The following is an 18889-nucleotide window of genomic DNA, read 5'->3' as shown; positions in this document are numbered from 1 at the left end:
AAAACCTTATGGCTTCATCAACTTTTACTGTGCAACAAGACACAGCACTTATTAATAAACACATCTCTTTAAACGTAGCGCAAACAGCGTCTTTACGTAGCCAATTAAAGTCGCAACGCGGCATATTAAACGCAAACAACATTGAACAGCTGTGCAAAGAGTTTAATGTTTCAGTCGATTCATTATTACAAGGTTTAGTGCCTTTAGCGTCTGAGTTTTCGGTGGCTCCAGTATCACATTTTCATGTGGGTGCTATTGTCAAAGCCATGGATGAGCAGCAACAAATCAGCTTTTATTTTGGCGCTAATGTAGAGTTTGATCACCAAGCGTTGAGTTTAGTTGTTCATGCAGAACAGTCTGCCATTAATAACGCTTGGTTAAATGGTGCTAAAAAAATTCTTAAAATTGCTATAAGCGATGCTCCGTGTGGCTACTGTCGCCAATTTATGAACGAATTAGCCGATGCGAAAGAATTTGATATTTTACTTCCAAGCCAACATTTTAAATTAGCAGAGCTATTACCTCACTCGTTTGGGCCAACCGATTTAGGTAACGAATTTAGCTTGTTTAATCCAAAGCCTCAGCTTGCGGTTTTTGATGATGAACAGATTGAAGGTACTTTTGCTGGCTTTGCGTTAAATGCGTATGTACCGTACAGTCAAAATTTTAGTGCGGTAAAAGTAAGTACATTTAATAATGGGGATTTTTACGGCAGTTATGCAGAAAACGCAGCCTATAGTCCAAGCTTATCGCCTCTACAAAGCGCGTTGAGTCAGTTCTTTTTAGCTGGCCTTAGTTTTGATAAGGAGACAGTGAAAGGCATCACACTGTTAGAGACGAAAGGGCACGAAAATCAAGCGGGCGTATCGAAAGCGGTATTATCGGGATTTACTGATTTGCCAGAGCTACAAGTAATTAGCGCTGCGCTTAAATAGAGTCAAAAAAGCACAGCTAATAAGCTGTGCTTTTACATATCAATTTACTTATAAAGAAATACTAACCGAGTAACACTTTAGCGGCTTCTAACACAACAGCCACTGATTTCCTTTCTATTTCACCGTGGTCAACGTTAGGGATTTCTTGACGAGTACGGTTAACTAATACACCGGCAACACAGGCAGCTTGCAAGCCAAGAGCTGCACACATAGTGAATAATGTAGCCGACTCCATTTCGTAGTTCATTACCCCTAGCTTTTGCCATTCTTCGCAGCTGCCTTGAAATGCTTTTGGCACATAACCAGAATGTGTATCGTAGCGTTCTTGGCCTGGGTAAAAAGTGTCGCTAGATGCAGTAATACCAATGTGAAAATCAATGTTTAAATTTTTACATGCTTCAACCATGGCCTGTGTTGCATAAAAGTCAGACACAGCCGGGTAGCTAAGCGGTGCAAAATGTTGGCTTGCACCGTCTAAGCGCACAGACGCTTGGCTAATTAATATTTCACCTTCATTAATGTGAGGCTGAATAGCACCCGTAGTGCCAATACGTAAAAATTGACGCACGCCTAGTTGAGCAAGTTCCTCTACTGCAATCGATGTAGATGGGCCGCCAATACCTGTAGAGCATATAACAACTGAATGGCCATTTAATTGACCAAGATAAACATGAAACTCACGTGTTTGAGCAAGACAGGTTGGGTTGTCTAGGAATTTTGAAATGCGTGCAGCGCGATCTGGGTCACCGGGTACAATTGCAAGTTTTGCACCTTGTAGATCGTCAATACATAGTCCTAAGTGAAATACCTTTTCCATATCTAAGCCTTTTTAAAATAATTTTTTTCAATCTAGCATCTTTGCTAGAAACCTACCTTAAGTACAGGACGTATGTCCGTATTTATAAAATTGAGCGCGTGCCTAGGCCAGTAAAACAGGGCTGTAGCGTATTTTATGCACCAACTATGAATATTCAAGCACACTCATAAATTTATGGTTTACGTGTGCAGTTGACTTGTGAGCGTAGACATTATAAGTATCACTCAATCAAGTGGTTAGTCATGAATGACAATTGCCAGTATTAATTAAAATTTATTAAATATCAGTGTTTTATGTTTTTATTTTAAATTTTTTTAGAATTAATTTTAATTATACATACGTTAAAAAATTCCAATTTTTAATTTTTTAAAGTTTAGGTCTGTTTAATCATTTTGCATAAATAATCACTAAAATACGCACAGAACAATTCATAAGGATTTATTATGAGTCAAGAAATTCAAGCATTTAATAGTAAAGTAGAGCACTGCTTATGTGCTCCTGGCGATGGTGTTTTTACTGTTAATACTGCAAAAGAGCGAAAAGCAGCACTTCGAAATAAACTGTACGGTCAAACCGAAAATGTAGAGACGTTATGGCGTGAATCGTTAAATGAGTTGCCACACTCTCCTCATAAAGCGGTAATGCTTGGAATTAGTTCTGATTGTGGTGGTGGTATTCTACGTGGTGCTAATTGGGGTCCTTTATTTGTTCGTTCAGCATTAATTGATCAGCATCCCGAATGTCATTCGTTTGACTTAGGCGATGTACGTGTTATTCCTCATTTATTGCACGACAAGTACCTAAACGACGCAACTATCTCTAATTGCCAAAAAGCGCTATACGGAAACGAAAATAACGATTACTACGTCAGTCCGCTATCAATTACCGAAGATGTGTGCGACAGCTTTTACGCGACGTTTAAAGATAAAGGTATTTTTGGTATTGGTGGCGATCACTCTATTAGTTACCCATTAACCAAAGCTTATTTAAAAGCTAAGCGCGAGCAAGGGAAGCGCACGGCTATTATCCACTTTGATGCGCACACCGATTTACTTGTGGAGCGTCTAGGCATAGATTTATGTTTTGGGTCTTGGTGTACACATATTTTAGAGTTTTTACCTGCACCACATCACTTAATTCAATTTGGCATACGCTCAAGTGGAAAACCAAAATCACACTGGGAAAACACATTTGGGGTTAAACAACATTGGGCGCATGAAATTATTGAACGCGGTGCAGCCGCTATTGCCGCAGATACTATTTCACAATTAAAAGCTGATAATGTTGACGAAGTGTATGTTAGTTTTGATATAGATGCCCTCGATGCAGAATTTGCTTCTGCAACCGGTACTCCTGAGGATAACGGGTTAACACCTCAACATGCATTAGATATTTTATCGGCCATTGCAGATGAGTTTCCTATTACAGGCGCTGACATGATGGAAATAGCACCATTTACCGACAGTTCTTTAGTTGGGCAAGCGAGTTCTGAAACAACGTTAAAAGAAGGCGCAAAAATTTCAGCCTTTTTGATTAATGCGATGAACAAATAAAAATTAATACTATAGGCTTAATTGTATCTAATTGACTACTCAAAACTAGCAGTCTACTCAGCCTCAACTATATTTATTGAATAATTACACTGAGGTTTATTGAATGAAGGGATTCGTTTTTTTACTTTGTTTTTTATACCCTGTTGCTCATGCTAACGAAATTAATATAGTAACGGAAGTTTTCCCTGACTTTCAATATCTCGATACAAACAACCAGTTGGCAGGGCGCTCTGTAGACAAGGTAAAAAACGCCCTTAATGCTGCTGGCATTAATTACACTATGTCGGCTAACAATTGGAGTGTGTCTTATAATGCAGCCCTTAGAGATAAAAACACCTGCATTTTTTCAATTGTTCGTTTGCCACCAAGAGAAAATAAATTTGTGTGGATAGCTGAACTTGAAGAGTTTGAGTCAGCGATTTTTGGACTAAAATCTCGTGGTATAAAATTAAGGACCTTACATGATGCCAAACGCTATAAAATAGCAGTACTAAGAGATAACTTTAGCCATCATTATTTACTTGAGCGCGGTTTTAACGAAAGCCGACATCTGTTACTAATTGATAACCTAGATAAAATTGATAAGTTAATTAGTGCACGCCGTGACATTCTTGATTTTGTTGTCCTAAGTAAAAAACAATTTAATTATCGTCTCAAAACATCACCAAAATTAAATTTACTCGAGCCAGTGCTTGATTTAAATACGGCTCAATCTCCGTTATATTTTGCGTGTAACATAAATATGGATGAGTCGTTAATTGCAAAATTACAGTTTGCATTTAGACAAACTTCCTCCCTTAATTAATGGCTAAAATCCATTTAACTAACTGAATAATAAAAACTTAAACATAAATTAAAAATATCAATTGCTGCGATTAAAAAAGCGACTATAATCAGCTGCTTTTTATATAAAAAGCGCTAACTTTTTGGAGCGTCAAATGGGTGATTTAATCGGGATTAGTCTATTGATCTTGATCAGTGCGTTGTTTGCTATGTCGGAAATAGCAATTGCAGCGTCACGAAAAATAAAACTTCGCGTAATGGCAGACGAAGGCAGTTTAAATGCGGCCGCAGTATTAAAACTGCAAGAAAACCCGGGCGCGTTCTTCGCCATGATACAAATAGCACTTAATGCTATCGCTATATTAGGCGGCATTGTAGGTGAACAAGCGTTATCGCCATACGTTGAAAAAGTATTGGTTTTATTTTACCAGGGTGCGTATGTAGAGAAAATTAGCTTTTTATTCTCATTTTTTACTATTACCTCGTTATTTATTTTATTCGCCGATTTAATGCCAAAGCGATTAGCGATGATCATGCCAGAAGCTGTTGCTGTTAAGGTTGTTAATATAATGCGTTGGGTTACATTTGCGTTGACGCCTTTGGTGATGTTTTTTAATGGGGTGACTAACTTTGTGCTGCGACTATTTAAAGTTCCCGCAGAGCGTGAAGATAATGTCACCACAGAAGACATTGTTGCCATGATGGAAGCTGGCGCTGAGTATGGCAGTTTGCAAAAACAAGAGTATGATTTAATAGGTAATGTGTTTGATTTAGAAGCACGCTTTTTATCAAGCGTAATGACACCGCGCGACCAAATTGTGTACTTTGATTTAAACGAAAGTAGCCATGATATTGCGACCAAAATTATTGATCATCCGCACAATCATTTTTTAGTTGTGTCGGGTAACTTAGATAAATTACATGGCTCTGTTGAATCAAAAGATATTTTACGTCAAGTGCTCAAAGGTGAAGCTGCTAATATTAATGAAGAATTAGTTGATACCGATGTATTTTACTTACCAGAAACATTAAGTTTATCAGAGGCGTTAAATGCATTTAAAAGTGCCGCTAAACCATTTGCTATTGTGGTAAACGAATATGCGCTACTTGTTGGTATTGTTACTGTAAAAGATTTGATGAAAGGCTTTATGGGGGATTTAATAACTCACCAAGGAGATGAGTTAATAATCGAGCGAGATAAAACTTCGTGGTTAGTTGACGGGCTGACGCCAATTAGCGATTTAGCTAAAGTGCTCGATATAGAGGAGTTCCCAGAGCAGATGCATTACGAAACGGTGGCAGGCTTTTTAATTTATACAATGAAGCGTATACCAAAACGCGCTGAGCATATAAGTTACGCGGGCTTTAAATTTGAAGTGGTTGATGTTGAAGGTATCCGTGTTGAGCAGTTGCTTGTATCTAGGTTAGCCTCAAATTTGTCATCCTAATCACTTTATAAGCCGCTTTAATAAGCGCTTAACTTCATCATTTTAAACAAAGCCAAGCTTGCCTTGGCTTTTTTGTTAATAAAAGTTTATTAGTTTGTTCATTACATAAACTATATATGGCTATACTCAGGCTGTTACGTAGCAGAATGGCTTTTATTTTTAATTATATGAAATATAACATTTAAATCTCTTCACTATCTACTTTTAGGCTTTACTATGAACAAGCAGGTTTTTGCGTAAGTTATCTTCGACTTTAAGATAACTCTTTGCAGTGAAGGCGATAGCTAGCTTGTAGGTGTAAATATATTTTACAAAGAACGTTATTAACATTACTTAGTGTTTAAGTATGAGACTGCATGGTTGAGTGTAATTTTGTGTAAAGATCTGCTTATTAAGATGTATTCTCACTAACATTTAATTTAGAATGATCGTTCACTCTAAATTAAAGGTATTTAACATGCAGCGTTCTAGCACCGCTTTATTTGTATTTTCAGTTCTTCTAGGCTCAGTTGCGTTGACTGGTTGCGACCAAGTGGCAGAGCAGTCGCAGGCATCAGCTCCTAAAGCTGTACCAGTCGGGGTTATTACGCTAAAAAAACAAACGCTAACTTTAAGGCAAGAGCTGCCTGGACGTATTAGTGCATTTCAAATTGCAGAAATCCGCCCGCAAGTGAGTGGTATTGTGCAATCGCGCTTATTTACCGAAGGGTCTCAAGTAGAAAAAAATCAAGCGCTATATCAAATTAATCCTGCTACTTTTGAAGCAAACTTAGCTGCAAGTGAAGCAGCTGTTGCCCGCGCTCAAGCAAGCATTGCAAGTAGTAAAGCTAAAGCGTCTCGTTATAGTGAATTATTAAAAATCAAAGCGGTAAGCCAGCAAGATTACGACGAAGCTGATGCAGCCTATAAACAAGCAAAAGCAGAACTTCTTACTGCCCAAGCGCAGCTGCAAACCTCAAAAATTAATTTAGAATACAGCCATGTATCTTCGCCTATTAGTGGGCAAATTAGTAAATCGAATGTCACAGTAGGTGCATTAGTGAGTGCTAACCAGGCCACTTCTTTGGCAACAGTGACACAACTTGATCCTATTTATATTGATTTAACGCAGTCGAGTAACGAATTAACCAAGCTCAAAAAAGCGATTGTTTCGGGCGATTTAAGTGTAGATTCAACCAGTCAAACCGATGTTGAACTCACTATGGAAGATGGCTCTGTTTATTCCCATAAAGGCACTTTACAGTTTTCTGAAGTGACAGTTGACCCAAGTACAGGGTCGGTTACATTACGCGCTAAATTTCCTAACCCTGAAAAGTTACTACTTCCGGGGATGTATGCTCGCGCCTCAATTGTTGAAGGTGTTAAAAACGACGCTATTTTAGTGCCACAGCGTGGTGTTAGTCGAAATTCAAAAGGTGAACCTACAGCAATGGTTGTTAGCAAAAGTAACACAGTAGAGAGCCGTGTTTTGAAAACAGACCGCACCATTGGATCTAATTGGCTTGTCACCGATGGTGTAATGGAAGGTGATAAACTGATTGTAGAAGGGTTACAAAAAATTCGCCCAGGCGCACCGGTTAGTCCATCTGAAGTTCAAACCGCTAAAGCGCAATAACGGAGAATTTACATGTCACGATTTTTTATCGATAGACCTATATTTGCTTGGGTACTTGCCATAGTAGTGATGCTAGCAGGTATTTTAGCTATTAAAAGTTTGCCTATTGCGCAGTATCCATCTATTGCGCCACCGGCAATAAGTATTACGGCAACCTACCCGGGGGCATCGGCTCGTACGCTTGAAGATACCGTTACCCAGGTTATAGAGCAAAAAATGAAAGGCTTAGATGGCTTGCTTTATATGTCGTCAACGTCAGAGTCTAGTGGCTCAGCAACGCTTACACTTTCGTTTAGCGCTGAAACCGATCCTGATATTGCTCAGGTTCAGGTGCAAAATAAACTAGCTACTGCTACACCACTTTTACCAGAGGCCGTGCAACGCCAAGGTGTTGTGGTTGCAAAGTCAGCTCGTAACTTTTTGATGGTTTACGCGTTTATGTCAAAAGATGGCAGCATGACCAACATTGATATTGGCGATTATGTGTCATCAAACGTGCAAGACATTGTTTCGCGTGTTGAAGGTGTGGGTGAAGTACAGTTATTTGGCTCGCAGTATGCGATGCGTATTTGGTTAGATCCTGCCAAGCTTCAAAACTATAAATTGACGCCTGCAGACATTAGCGCGTCTATTAGTGCACAAAACGCGCAAGTGTCAGCCGGGCAATTAGGCGCTATGCCAGCAGTTTCAGGTCAGCAACTCAACGCAACTGTGACCGCGCAAAGCCGCTTACAAACACCTGAACAATTTAGAGACATTTTAGTTAAAACAAATGCTGATGGCTCTTTTGTAAGGTTGAGTGATGTTGCTCGGGTTGAGTTAGGTGGTGAAAGTTACCGGGTTGTTGCGCGTTATGATGGAAAACCAGCCTCAGGCTTGGGTATTAAATTGGCCAGTGGCGCTAATGCGCTTGATACTGCGCAGGGCGTAAAGGATGCAATTGCAGAATTAGAGCCATTTTTTCCTGAAGGGCTCGAGGCGGTTGTGCCTTATGACACAACACCGTTTGTGGCGCTTTCAATTGAAAAAGTAATTCATACGCTTATAGAAGCTGTTGTGTTGGTGTTTGTTGTTATGTATTTGTTTTTGCAGAACTTTAGGGCAACGCTTATTCCAACAATTGCAGTGCCAGTGGTATTGTTGGGTACGTTTGGTATTTTATATACTTTTGGTTACTCAATTAACACATTGACTATGTTTGCCATGGTTCTTGCCATAGGATTACTAGTTGATGATGCCATTGTTGTTGTAGAAAACGTAGAGCGTCTGATGACCGAAGAGAAACTCTCAGCGTTAGAAGCAACTCGTAAATCTATGGATGAAATTAAAGGGGCGCTTGTTGGTATTGCAATGGTGCTTTCTGCTGTATTTATCCCTATGGCCTTTTTTAGCGGCTCTACAGGAATAATCTATCGTCAGTTTTCTATCACTTTAGTATCTGCTATGGGGTTATCGGTTCTTGTGGCGCTTATACTTACGCCGGCATTGTGTGCAACTCTTTTGAAGCCTAGCCATGTTCATAATGATAAATCGTTATTTGGTAAGTTTTTTATAGGCTTTAACCGTGGGTTTGATAAAACAAATTCGGGTGCACAAAGCTTTGTAAGCCGCATGATCAAGCATGCTAAACGTTACCTTGTTATATACTTCTTAATTGTGGGTGGAATGGCTTATGTGTTTTCAAATTTACCTACCGCATTTTTGCCTGACGAAGACCAAGGCATACTGTTTAACCAAGTTTCATTGCCTGCGGGCTCTACAACTGAGCAAACACTTGAAGTGGTTAAAAAAGTAGAAAACCACTACTTGAACGAACAATCTGAGGCAGTAAACGGTATTTTTACTGTTACCGGGTTTAGCTTTGCAGGTTCTGGGCAAAACTCAGCCATAGGGTTTGTTAATCTTAAGCATTGGGATGAACGCCAACGTGATGATTTATCTGTGCAAGGTGTGGCAGGTAAAGCTATGGGGTATTTTTCCAGTATTAAAGAAGCGTTTGTGTTTGCTTTCCCACCGCCTGCAATTGTAGAGCTGGGTACAGCGAATGGTTTTAATATCTTTTTACAAGACAGAGTAGGCTTGGGCCATGATGCGCTTTTAGCTGCGCGTAACCAGCTATTAGGTTTAGCAAGCCAAAGTCCGGTATTGGCTGGTGTGCGCCCTAATGGCCAAGAAGACATGCCTGAAATACAACTCGATACTGATTTAGCTAAAGCACAAGCATTGGGTGTCTCGCAAACCGATATTAATAACACCCTTGCTACTGCTTGGGGCAGTAGCTATGTCAATGACTTTATTGACCGTGGGCGAGTTAAAAAGGTGTATATGCAAGGTGATGCTAAATCGAGAATGGTGCCTGAAGATTTAAATAAATGGTATGTGCGCAACAAAGATGGCGATATGGTTCCGTTTTCTGCCTTTGCAACTGCATATTGGACTTACGGCTCGCCTCGTTTAGAGCGCTACAATGGTTTTTCTGCAATGGAAATACAAGGGACCGCGGCGCCTGGCTACAGTACAGGGCAAGCAATGGATGAAATGGAGCGTTTAGTAAAGCAGCTGCCAAATGGTATTTCGTCAGAGTGGACAGGCATTTCGTTCCAAGAACGTTCTAGTAGTGGCCAAGCACCTTTGTTATATGGTTTGTCGTTGTTATTTGTATTTTTATGCTTAGCGGCACTTTATGAGAGTTGGTCGGTACCGTTTGCCGTCATGATGATTGTTCCGTTAGGTATATTTGGTGCTGCTATGGCTGCATTAGGTAGCGGATTATCAAACGATATTTACCTGCAAGTGGGCTTATTAACTACGATAGGGTTAGCGTCTAAAAATGCCATATTAATTGTTGAATTTGCTATACATAAAATGGATGAAGGGCTTGGTTTAGTTGAAGCGGCCGTGGCTGCAGTAAGACTGCGTTTACGCCCAATTTTAATGACTTCAATGGCCTTCATTTGCGGCGTTATTCCTTTAGCTATTGCATCAAGTGCAGGCTCTGGTGCGCAAAATGCGTTAGGTATTTCTATCATTGGTGGAACACTTGCCTCTTCTATACTAGTTGTTGTTTTTGTGCCGTTATTTTTTGTATTAGTACGCCGGGTTTTTCCTGCAAAAGAAAAAAGCACTAACGAGGAGGCTGCATAATGGCTATAAAAACGTTTTCGTTAAGTGCACTGGCTCTCATTGTTTTAAGTGGGTGCCAGTTGGCACCTGAACAGCAAGATTTAGTGTTGCCAGTGCCAAAATCGTATGCAGCTCAGACAGAGCTGGCAACAGTTAATACGCTAAAGTGGCAGCAGTTTTTTAGCGATAAAAAGCTTCAGGTGCTTATAAATCAGAGCCTTGAGCACAATAAAGACCTACAAATTGCGATGCTTAATGTGCAGCGGGTACGTGGGTTATATCAAATAGAAAACTCAACATTGTATCCGTCGTTAAGTGTAAATGGCTCGGGCACGCGTCAGCGCCTGCCAGCAAGTTTGACAGGTACTGATGAGGCGAGTATTAGTTCGCAATACAGTGCGACTGTAGGCATTACCTCTTATGAATTAGATATATGGGGTAAGGTTCGAAACCAAACACAACAAGCGCTACAGAATTTATATTCCTCTGAGCTGACTCAATATAGCTCGCAAGTATCGTTGGTGGCAGAGCTTGCAAATGCATGGCTTAATTATGCAACAGACCAACAATTACTTGGGCTTGCTGAAGAAACGTTAAAATCGCAACAGGCGTCGCTTGCGCTTACTCAGCAAAGCTTTGATTTAGGCGCAGCATCAAAAATTACGTTAGAGCAACTTAAAAGCACCGTTGCCAGCGCTAAGGTTGATATTGCAACGTATAAACGTTTACTGAAACGCGATAAAAATGCACTTGATTTATTAGTAGGAAAACCATTAAGCCCTGAACTCCTACCAAATAAAGAGCTGGACTCGTTATTAGCGTTGCCCAAAATACCGGTTGGTTTACCCTCCGATTTATTAACTCAACGCCCAGATATTAAAGCAGCAGAGCATCAGTTACTTGCGGCTAACGCCAATATAGGTATTGCCCGTGCAGCATTCTATCCAAGCATTAGCTTAACGGCTAATGCAGGCACTGCCTCTAGCGATTTAGGTGGTTTATTTGATGCAGGGTCGGGTACATGGAGTTTTGTTCCATCAGTAACTTTACCTATTTTTAATATGGGCAGGAATCAAGCTCAATTAGATGTTGCTAAAGCTGACCAAAAAATTGCGGTAGTTACTTACCAGCAAAAAATTCAGCAAGCATTTCGTGAAGTGTCTGATGCGTTAGCCGATAACGAAGGCTATCAAGCGCAATTAAATGCGCTTGATATGTTACTACAAAGTCGAGAGTCTACCTTTTCGTTATCAAAGGCGCGTTATGAAAAAGGCGTAGATAGCTATTTACAAGTCCTTGATGCACAACGCAGCTGGTACAGTGCACAGCAACAGCAAATTTTAGGTCAACAAGCGTTGCTTGCTAGCCAAATTAGCTTGTATAAAGTGGTTGGTGGTGGCTGGGAGAAAAGCGCTCAAGCCAATTAAGTATAGGTTTATAGCTGTAAACACTGTGTTGCAGCTAGTTAAAGTTAACGAGATTTTAAAAGGGCTGAATACTTATTTTTTTAGTGGCAGGTTTGTTTAAAAATAAGTAAGTATTTGCCCTACTGTCGAGTTTAATAATTCGACAGGGGAGCTTTGTATGAAAACTAAAAGACAAACAGATCCAGCTATAGCAAAAGCGCGTCGTGATCAGGTTTTAACTGCGGCGGCAGAATGCTTTCGTCGTAAAGGCTTTCATGCTGCAGGAATGGCAGAAATATCCAGAACAGCAGGGATGAGTGCTGGCCATATTTACAATTACTTTGAAAGCAAAGAAGCCATTATAGAAAGTATTATTGAAAAAGATATGGAAGAAATGTTCTCTATTTTTGAACATTTTGAAGGACAACCAGAAGACACGCTTACTGTATTGTTGAACGGCTTAAACATAGGCGTACAAAGGCACATGGATACTGGAGAATGTGCGGTCGATTTAGAGATGTTAGCGGAGGCCGGGCGAAATAATAAAGTTGCTAAATTATTACGTGATGCAGATACGCAAGCACGAAATAGAATGCGCCAGCTTTTAATAAGTGAACGCAGCGTGATAAAAGACATAGATGAGGCAGAACTAGAAAGCCGCATAAATGTTATTTTTTCAGTAATGGCGGGCTTACTTTTACGAAAAGTACTTTACCCCGAACTTACCGAAGAGACTGTTTTAATTGCGCTTCGCCCTGCAATGAGAACGTTATTAATGCCCTTTAAAGATTAAAGTCATGCTATTAAAATCCAAATACTATACACCCGCAATATTAGCGGGTTTATAGTATTAACGGCCGTTTAAGTTAATACCAATTAGCAATAATACATAATCATTTTGCGGGCTAAAAGTATCGCTATTTAGTTAAAAATTCTCATTTACGACTGCATGTATGCAGAAGGTAAAGCAATGCAGGAGCAATTGCCGAGAACAACTAAATAGCGAATTTTTTGCTCAGCTATCAACACGTTTTTTCATCCTAAAAATAGATCATTTACGTAAGCTAATTGGTATAATTATGTTTAAAAGCGTTCTATAGACCATTTTAGAGCCACAATGGCAATGCCTATAGACCCTGCAGGCATTAACCATTTTACATACCAAGTGGTTTTTCTAAGTGCTATTAATACAGGTAACGCCACAAATAAAATACTCAGTTGGCCTATTTCTACCCCTAAATTAAATGCCAGTATGCTCATTAATTGGTAGTTACTCGATAAGCCTAATTCTCCAAGTACACTCGCAAAACCCATACCGTGTAGTAATCCAAAGGCAAATGTTAACCAGCCTAGGCGAAGTATGAGTGGCCATACATTATTCAGTGCCGCAAATAAAACGGATATAGCAATAATTAGCTCAACCCAGCGAGTATTGAGTGATATTAAATCAAGCGCTGTTGCTGTAAGCGTTATAGAGTGAGCAAGCGTAAATGCTGTAACAATCCATGCAGTGTGTTTAATGATGTGTTGTTTAGAGCCAATGGCCTGCCACGTGTTTTTATCACGGGTTAAGACACAGGTAAGTAATAGCGCAATTAAAAATAAAATATGATCAATGCCTATCCAAATATGCAGTACGCCTTGGTATACATATTCTGTAAAGGTGTCTAAATAGCTTGATTGCTTTGTATTAAAGGTTTGGTTAGGTTCATTTATGCTAAAAACACGTGCTATGTTGTCTACATTAACAATAACTTTATGATTTGCGTCATCTTGAAAAAAAGCTGAATACTTAAGAGTAATAGGGCCATTTGTGAAACATGAAAATGACACGGGCAATACCAAGTAAGGCTGATTAAAGTGCTCATTAAGCTGGTAATTATTATTTACAGTGAGTGAACACGTTTGCGTGTTTTGTTCCGCGATAAGATTGTTTTTAATAAATGCGTTAATTGCTACACGTTTTGCTTTTATTTCAGCCCAAGTAATGTTGGCGTTTTGGTCTAAGTCGAGTGCTATAACGTGCTCTAAATCAGCCACGTTGATTTCCCAATTTCCGCTGTATTGAGGTGTATTGTTGCTATTAAGCGTAATGTAGCCAGTACTTAACTGGTGTGCAAAAGCTGCTGTTGTAAAAAATAAGTTTAACAAAATAATCGAAAATACGCGTATTAATTTACTCATATTATTTACATCCTTTTAGCTTGAATAATAAGCGCTTGGTCGATATTCATCTTGGCTTGTTGCCAGTTAATATTGGCCCAATACAGCGCTTTTGATTTGTTAGGCTGCACATGAATATAGTAGTTTGCTAAATCACTGGCATGAAAACTGTCGTGGCGCACTTCTCTTAGCTCTACTCGTTGCTTCATGGTGTTTTGCCATGTGTATTGCGTCGTGTTTAGTTGTTTTTCTGCAATGGCTAAGCGAAGTAAAAGCGCGTCTTCTAAATCGTGTGGTTCTTTTATTAAGTTACTTAATTTGTTGATTACTTGCTGTGGCTTATTTAAGCCCAGTTGTATGTCTGCCCATAGCACAATAAGGCTTACTGGCGCGTTTACTAAGCTTATATTTTCAAGGTGCTTTAATGCGTTTGTGTAGTTTTGTAATCTAAAGCTCATTTCAGCTAAAACATGTTTTGTGTTGAGGTCAACAGGCTTATTATTCGCAAGCTTCACTAAAGACTGATAGCTACCTAATAAATTACCGTGCTGACTTTGCACATCTAGGACACAAGTACTTGCAGTTAATGTGCTTACTCTAGTTATAAGTGCTAAACAATGCTGCTTGGCAAGTTCAAATTGGCCTTGTGTCATGTACAAGTTTGCGAGTAATAGATGAGTATTGCTGTGATCAGGCATTATTTTTAAAACATTGTTTGCCACGGTGATAGCGTCATTAAATAAATGCTCTTTTTGCAAAACGCGTGCATATAAGTAGCCTATGTCAGGGGTTGGCTCGCTAATATATAATCTAGACAACTTATTTTTTAATACGCCCTGCATATTTTCTGTTTGCCCTACAAATTGGCTTTGCTCCACCACGGTTTTTATTTCACTGAGCGATAAAGACGCTGTTATATTTGATTTAGTAACAGCAATTACGTCGTTATCTTTTGGGGTGTAAGCATTTGCAAAAAGGTTAAATGAGCATACTAAGCTTAATGCAATAATGAATTTAATGAGCCCTAGTTTCATATTCGTATCCTTAAAATAGCCATCCATGGCCGGTCAGCTTATTTACTGATTACTATTAATTAAATTATTAATATCGGTGTCTTTGTTCGTGAACTCACGTCCATTGATAGGGAGTGGCTCTGCATTAGGTGCTTGGTTAAATGCATCAGTAGCAAACTGAGCAAAGTCAACTTGCAAGGCTTCAATAGTGATATTTACTATTGCACTTACTTGGCTATTTACGCCATCAGATACGCCAAATGTAAAGCTATCTGTGCCCGTAACCTCTTTATTTGGTATGTAAGTAAAGGTGCCATCAGCATCAATATTAACCATGCCTAAAGAGGGCTCGCTGACCAATGAATATGTAAGTGAATCACCTTCTTTATCAGTGGCTGTCAGTGAGTCGGTGATATTTACCTCCGTTTGCGTTTTTAACATAATGTCGCTCACAGATGGGGCTGTATTAACCACAGGCAACGGCTTTTTATTGTCGTCGTCATTGCTACATGCTCCCAACGTTAATGCGCCAAGTAATACACCTATATGCGTTAATTTTAAATGTTGCATTAGTTTACTCCTTATTTAGAGCCCGCAAGAGGGGTAGCTAAGTACGGAAAGGTTGAGTCCATCATTGTTGCATCAACAGGTGCACCATCAGTAAAAGGCACGGTGCCAACGCTTGCATCTTCAGGCGCACACAAACCTAGGTCAGTATCTTCGCCTGCTACAGGAATAGGGTGACATAAACGACCCATTACTACACGCAGAGCAATATCAACAACGTCATCGCCAGGGCGTCGACCGTTTGGAAAGCCAGCTAAATCGTTTCCTGCAACACCAAATGCAGATTGCTCATTTTGCGGTGTTGCCGCAATGTTTGTGTTTAAACGGAGCATTTCAGACGGCGTCACCGTGGCTTGTTGATTAACACCCGCAAAACCGGTTAAAAATGCGGTAATTAAATCGGTACGAGGGAAGTTTGTTGGTGCTAATGTTTCAAGGTTAGCGCCAAGTGTCGTATTAACAGCATCTTTAAATAATATGTTTAACAGTTCAGGAAGAGCAGGATGCGACACGTAATCTAAAAACTGACCATCATCCTTAGGGTGTGCCGTAGAGAACGTATCTTTATCTTTTATACCAATAACAAGCTCATTAACCAGTGGATTACCCAGACGTGATACTTGGGTAAGTGCACCACCATTAACTGCATTATTAGCAAATTTAGCATTCGGGTTTAGTATGCGAGCTTGCGGCAAGCTTGCAGTGGTCCACGAACCAACAACGCCATTACCTTCGCCTACAATACAGCTTTTTGGTACTTCAATCGCAATCGATGTTACGTTTTTATCTGCCAGGTCGTCATTGTCAGCCGATTGAGTAATGCCTCCAGGAAAACCGCCTGCATCGCCAGCACCTGGTGCACTGTCGCCCTCTACCGGTACGTAGTTTACTAAATCGAACGTTTTACCAAGGTTAACGACAAAGGCGTCTTTTCTTTGGCCAACAAACACTTGTGCCATGCTTTCACAACCGGGAATAGACACGTTATATACAAATTGATCCGCATAAGTTTGATAGTCAGCTTCAGAGCTAAATGTTTTATTACCAATATAATCAAGTGGTTTGCTAAATGTAGATGTGCCAGTGGTTGTATTATTTAATAAGGTTGCAGCGCCTGTACGTTGTGGCCCATTAATCATACTCAGTGTGTAAGATTCACTAAAATTAGTTGCGCTGTTATCACCTGCTGATACACCGCCCACATTTTTAAGCGGAACAGAAACAGTACGCTTGTTGCCTTCAGGGCCTACAGCTAACTGCACACCTTGATTATCATTTGGTAACATGCTTTGAAAATTAAAAGCAAAGGTAATGTCTTCGATTGCATCACCATCGTTATCTATGTGTATGTTGTAAGTTGCATCCGGGTCCATAGCAAAATAATTAGGGCCGCCGTAGGCATCCTGCAATGGAATGTAGTTAGCAATTAGTGTGACGTACTCTTCTTTTCCTTGTTCATAGCTATTAAATATATAAAAATCGGTAGAGTCTAACGTTGGGAAGCGACTGATATTAGGTGCTTCTCGGTGGCTTGATGCGTTAATTGGTGCGCTTATAAAAGTGCTGCATATTACTACTGCGAGTATTGACGGTGTTAAAGCTTTCATGACTTTTTCCTTTAGTTTTAAATAGAAGTCATAGCTAATAACGGCGGGCAATTTAAATTGGATGCAAAAAAGTTAAATTTTATTTAAATAAAAAATGGCTGCTTATAAAAGCAGCCATACAGGAGATTATAGTAACACCAGCTCGGTCGTATAAAGTACCTCGGTAGGTAAGCCATTCGGTGAACCACCTAAAGGCTCTAAACTGACTGCTAGCAGTGAGATATCATCCGCATTAAAGCGTTTATCTTTTAACAAAAATTTACCACCTTGTTTAGGTAATATCCCTAACGAAACAGGTAAATCTTGTCCTTTTAAGATCATCCATAGTTGATAATCTTTGTCTCTTTGGGCAACTAATTGACTGCTGGCTTTTATAGTTAGTGCATCTTCGTTTACTTCAATAACCCATAATGACTGCTTATCTTGATTTTGTACGAGTGCAATTTGCTGATATTGCGATGGCTCTTCGATCGGCTTAACGACTAAAAATGCTAATACAATACACGCGGCGGTCGCTATAAACGACCATGTCTGCCAAAGCGACGGCTTAGTTTGCACCACTGTTTTACTTGGCTGTGGTTTAGACTCAATGCCTTGTAAAATGTTTTCCCAAACAGAATCGCTAGGTGTTTGAGGTGTAATTGCACTTGCTAAATTATTGAGGTTTTGTTCCCACATAAATATTGCCTCACGTGCTTTGCTTGAGCTGAGTAATAAACGCTGAAAACGCTTTCGTGCCAGCCCCTTAAGTGTGCCCAATACGTATTGCCCTGCGAGCGCATCTAATAAGTCGGGTTTTGTATAATTCATAATGTTAAACACCTTTGAAGTTGCGTAAGCCCGCGCCTGATCCAACTTTTTACTGTGCCCAATGGCGACTCTATATGGTCAACTAGTTCACTGTGACTAAGCCCCTTGTAGTAAGCTAAATGAATAGCCTGCTTTTGTTGAGGTTCAAGCTGCTCTATACAGTTTACTAATTTAGTATTTTCGTCGTAGTTAACATCGACGCTCTCAATATCGAAGTCATCATCTCCCATTGCTTGCTCTTTTCTTACCTTATGGTAACGCAACGCATCAAGACTTCTATACCTGACTATACTTATCATCCAACTAATAACGGTGCCTTTAGAGGCATTGTATTCTGAGGCGTTATGCCATATTTTAATGAAGGCGTCTTGCAGCACTTCTTCGGCATGAGCTCGATTAGAAAGCATATTTAAGCTAATGGCAAAAAGCTTTCCGCTTGTTTGTTGGTACAAGGTTGAAAATGCATGCTTATCGCCTTGCGACGTATCGTATAACAAAGACAGTAAATTATCGTTTTCCATAAAAATCCTATTTATTTTTATTCTCTTTTATAAACGTGTGTGGCCTAAATTTGGATGCAAAAAAGTTAAGTAGCATGTAACAGTATACTTTTTGTCCTTTTTTGCAATAAATGTATTCGTTATAGTTAAAACTGATTGAGCTTTTAAATCTTATGAGGGTAAACATGCTCAGCCCCTTGAACTCAATCGAGCAGCGACTTATAAATTCTCAAAGGGGGCCGATAAGGAGCTAAGCAGGACGCGAAAGCTTTGAACAGCTTTTATTTAGCTCATTAGCTTATAGAACACGCGCCGCAATTAAGTTGCCTTTAGGTAAGATAAATTTAATCCTTAAAAATAAACAAGCTCTAGTTAGTTCCTTTTATAGTCATTATAAAATCAGATTCGTTTTAATATTTTAAGTGTGAAAAATTAACATGCTTGTTGTGTAAAAAACGCAAAATAAAGTAATTTAAAATACGTAAATAAAAATAGCCTTATACTTCAATGTATTAAAGGTGTTGCGAGTGCCTTTTTATGGCGTGTTAA

The 18889-nt window shown here is 39.6% G+C and carries 15 protein-coding genes; 8 read left to right on the top strand and 7 right to left on the bottom strand.

Annotated features, from left to right (window positions below; all coding sequences use genetic code 11):
- Positions 1 to 8 precede the first annotated feature (8 nt).
- Entirely contained in the window at positions 9 to 935 is a 927-nt protein-coding gene (gene cdd, locus AC27I2_RS08940; RefSeq protein WP_487204045.1) for a cytidine deaminase, read from the top strand.
- A gap of 61 nt (positions 936 to 996) precedes the next feature.
- On the opposite strand, the gene udp is transcribed toward cdd, so the two are convergent.
- A complete protein-coding gene (udp, locus tag AC27I2_RS08935) occupies positions 997 to 1752 on the bottom strand; it encodes a uridine phosphorylase (RefSeq protein ID WP_058404050.1) in 756 nt (251 codons plus the stop codon).
- Positions 1753 to 2195: 443 nt separating this feature from the next.
- Here udp and AC27I2_RS08930 point away from each other — a divergent pair, with 443 nt between their 5' ends.
- From AC27I2_RS08930 to AC27I2_RS08900, 7 genes are all read left to right on the top strand, one after another.
- Positions 2196 to 3305, top strand: coding sequence for an arginase family protein (locus AC27I2_RS08930; protein WP_487204044.1), 1110 nt, complete (start codon positions 2196 to 2198; stop codon positions 3303 to 3305).
- Between the two features lie 103 nt (positions 3306 to 3408).
- Entirely contained in the window at positions 3409 to 4110 is a 702-nt protein-coding gene (locus AC27I2_RS08925; protein ID WP_487204043.1) for an amino acid ABC transporter substrate-binding protein, read from the top strand.
- 133 nt (positions 4111 to 4243) lie between these two features.
- Positions 4244 to 5536, top strand: coding sequence for a polyamine export protein PaeA (gene paeA / locus AC27I2_RS08920; protein ID WP_487204042.1), 1293 nt, complete (start codon positions 4244 to 4246; stop codon positions 5534 to 5536).
- A 457-nt stretch (positions 5537 to 5993) separates the two neighbouring features.
- The gene (locus AC27I2_RS08915) at positions 5994 to 7151 is read left to right on the top strand and encodes an efflux RND transporter periplasmic adaptor subunit (RefSeq protein WP_487204041.1); all 1158 of its coding nucleotides are present in this window, start codon (positions 5994 to 5996) and stop codon (positions 7149 to 7151) included.
- A gap of 12 nt (positions 7152 to 7163) precedes the next feature.
- Positions 7164 to 10295 carry an efflux RND transporter permease subunit gene (locus AC27I2_RS08910; RefSeq protein WP_487204040.1) on the top strand — a complete coding sequence of 1044 codons (3132 nt, stop codon included), beginning with the start codon at positions 7164 to 7166 and terminating at the stop codon, positions 10293 to 10295.
- Positions 10295 to 11701, top strand: a complete 1407-nt coding sequence (locus AC27I2_RS08905; RefSeq protein WP_487204039.1) for an efflux transporter outer membrane subunit — start codon at positions 10295 to 10297, stop codon at positions 11699 to 11701. The genes AC27I2_RS08910 and AC27I2_RS08905 overlap by 1 nt, the downstream gene beginning before the upstream one ends.
- A 157-nt stretch (positions 11702 to 11858) precedes the next feature.
- Positions 11859 to 12473, top strand: a complete 615-nt coding sequence (locus AC27I2_RS08900) for a TetR/AcrR family transcriptional regulator (RefSeq protein ID WP_058404057.1) — start codon at positions 11859 to 11861, stop codon at positions 12471 to 12473.
- A gap of 290 nt (positions 12474 to 12763) precedes the next feature.
- Here the strand turns inward: AC27I2_RS08900 and AC27I2_RS08895 are convergent, their stop codons facing one another.
- The 6 genes from AC27I2_RS08895 to AC27I2_RS08870 form a co-directional block, all read right to left on the bottom strand.
- Entirely contained in the window at positions 12764 to 13864 is a 1101-nt protein-coding gene (locus AC27I2_RS08895; RefSeq protein WP_487204038.1) for a HupE/UreJ family protein, read from the bottom strand.
- 5 nt (positions 13865 to 13869) lie between these two features.
- Positions 13870 to 14877 (bottom strand): tetratricopeptide repeat protein, encoded by a 1008-nt coding sequence (locus AC27I2_RS08890; protein WP_487204037.1) that lies wholly within the window; start codon positions 14875 to 14877, stop codon positions 13870 to 13872.
- A 42-nt stretch (positions 14878 to 14919) separates the two neighbouring features.
- Positions 14920 to 15426 carry an Ig-like domain-containing protein gene (locus tag AC27I2_RS08885; protein ID WP_487204036.1) on the bottom strand — a complete coding sequence of 169 codons (507 nt, stop codon included), beginning with the start codon at positions 15424 to 15426 and terminating at the stop codon, positions 14920 to 14922.
- A gap of 11 nt (positions 15427 to 15437) precedes the next feature.
- Entirely contained in the window at positions 15438 to 17030 is a 1593-nt protein-coding gene (locus tag AC27I2_RS08880; RefSeq protein WP_487204035.1) for a DUF4331 domain-containing protein, read from the bottom strand.
- A 126-nt stretch (positions 17031 to 17156) separates the two neighbouring features.
- Positions 17157 to 17840: an anti-sigma factor gene (locus AC27I2_RS08875; protein ID WP_487204034.1), complete on the bottom strand. Its 684-nt coding sequence runs from the start codon at positions 17838 to 17840 to the stop codon at positions 17157 to 17159.
- Positions 17837 to 18361: a sigma-70 family RNA polymerase sigma factor gene (locus AC27I2_RS08870; RefSeq protein WP_487204033.1), complete on the bottom strand. Its 525-nt coding sequence runs from the start codon at positions 18359 to 18361 to the stop codon at positions 17837 to 17839. The genes AC27I2_RS08875 and AC27I2_RS08870 overlap by 4 nt, the downstream gene beginning before the upstream one ends.
- Positions 18362 to 18889: the final 528 nt, after the last annotated feature.

The sequence above is a fragment of the Pseudoalteromonas sp. NH0006-46 genome (assembly GCF_057547735.1).
Note: the sequence above shows the minus strand (reverse complement) of the source record. Positions and strands in the feature narration are given on the sequence as shown.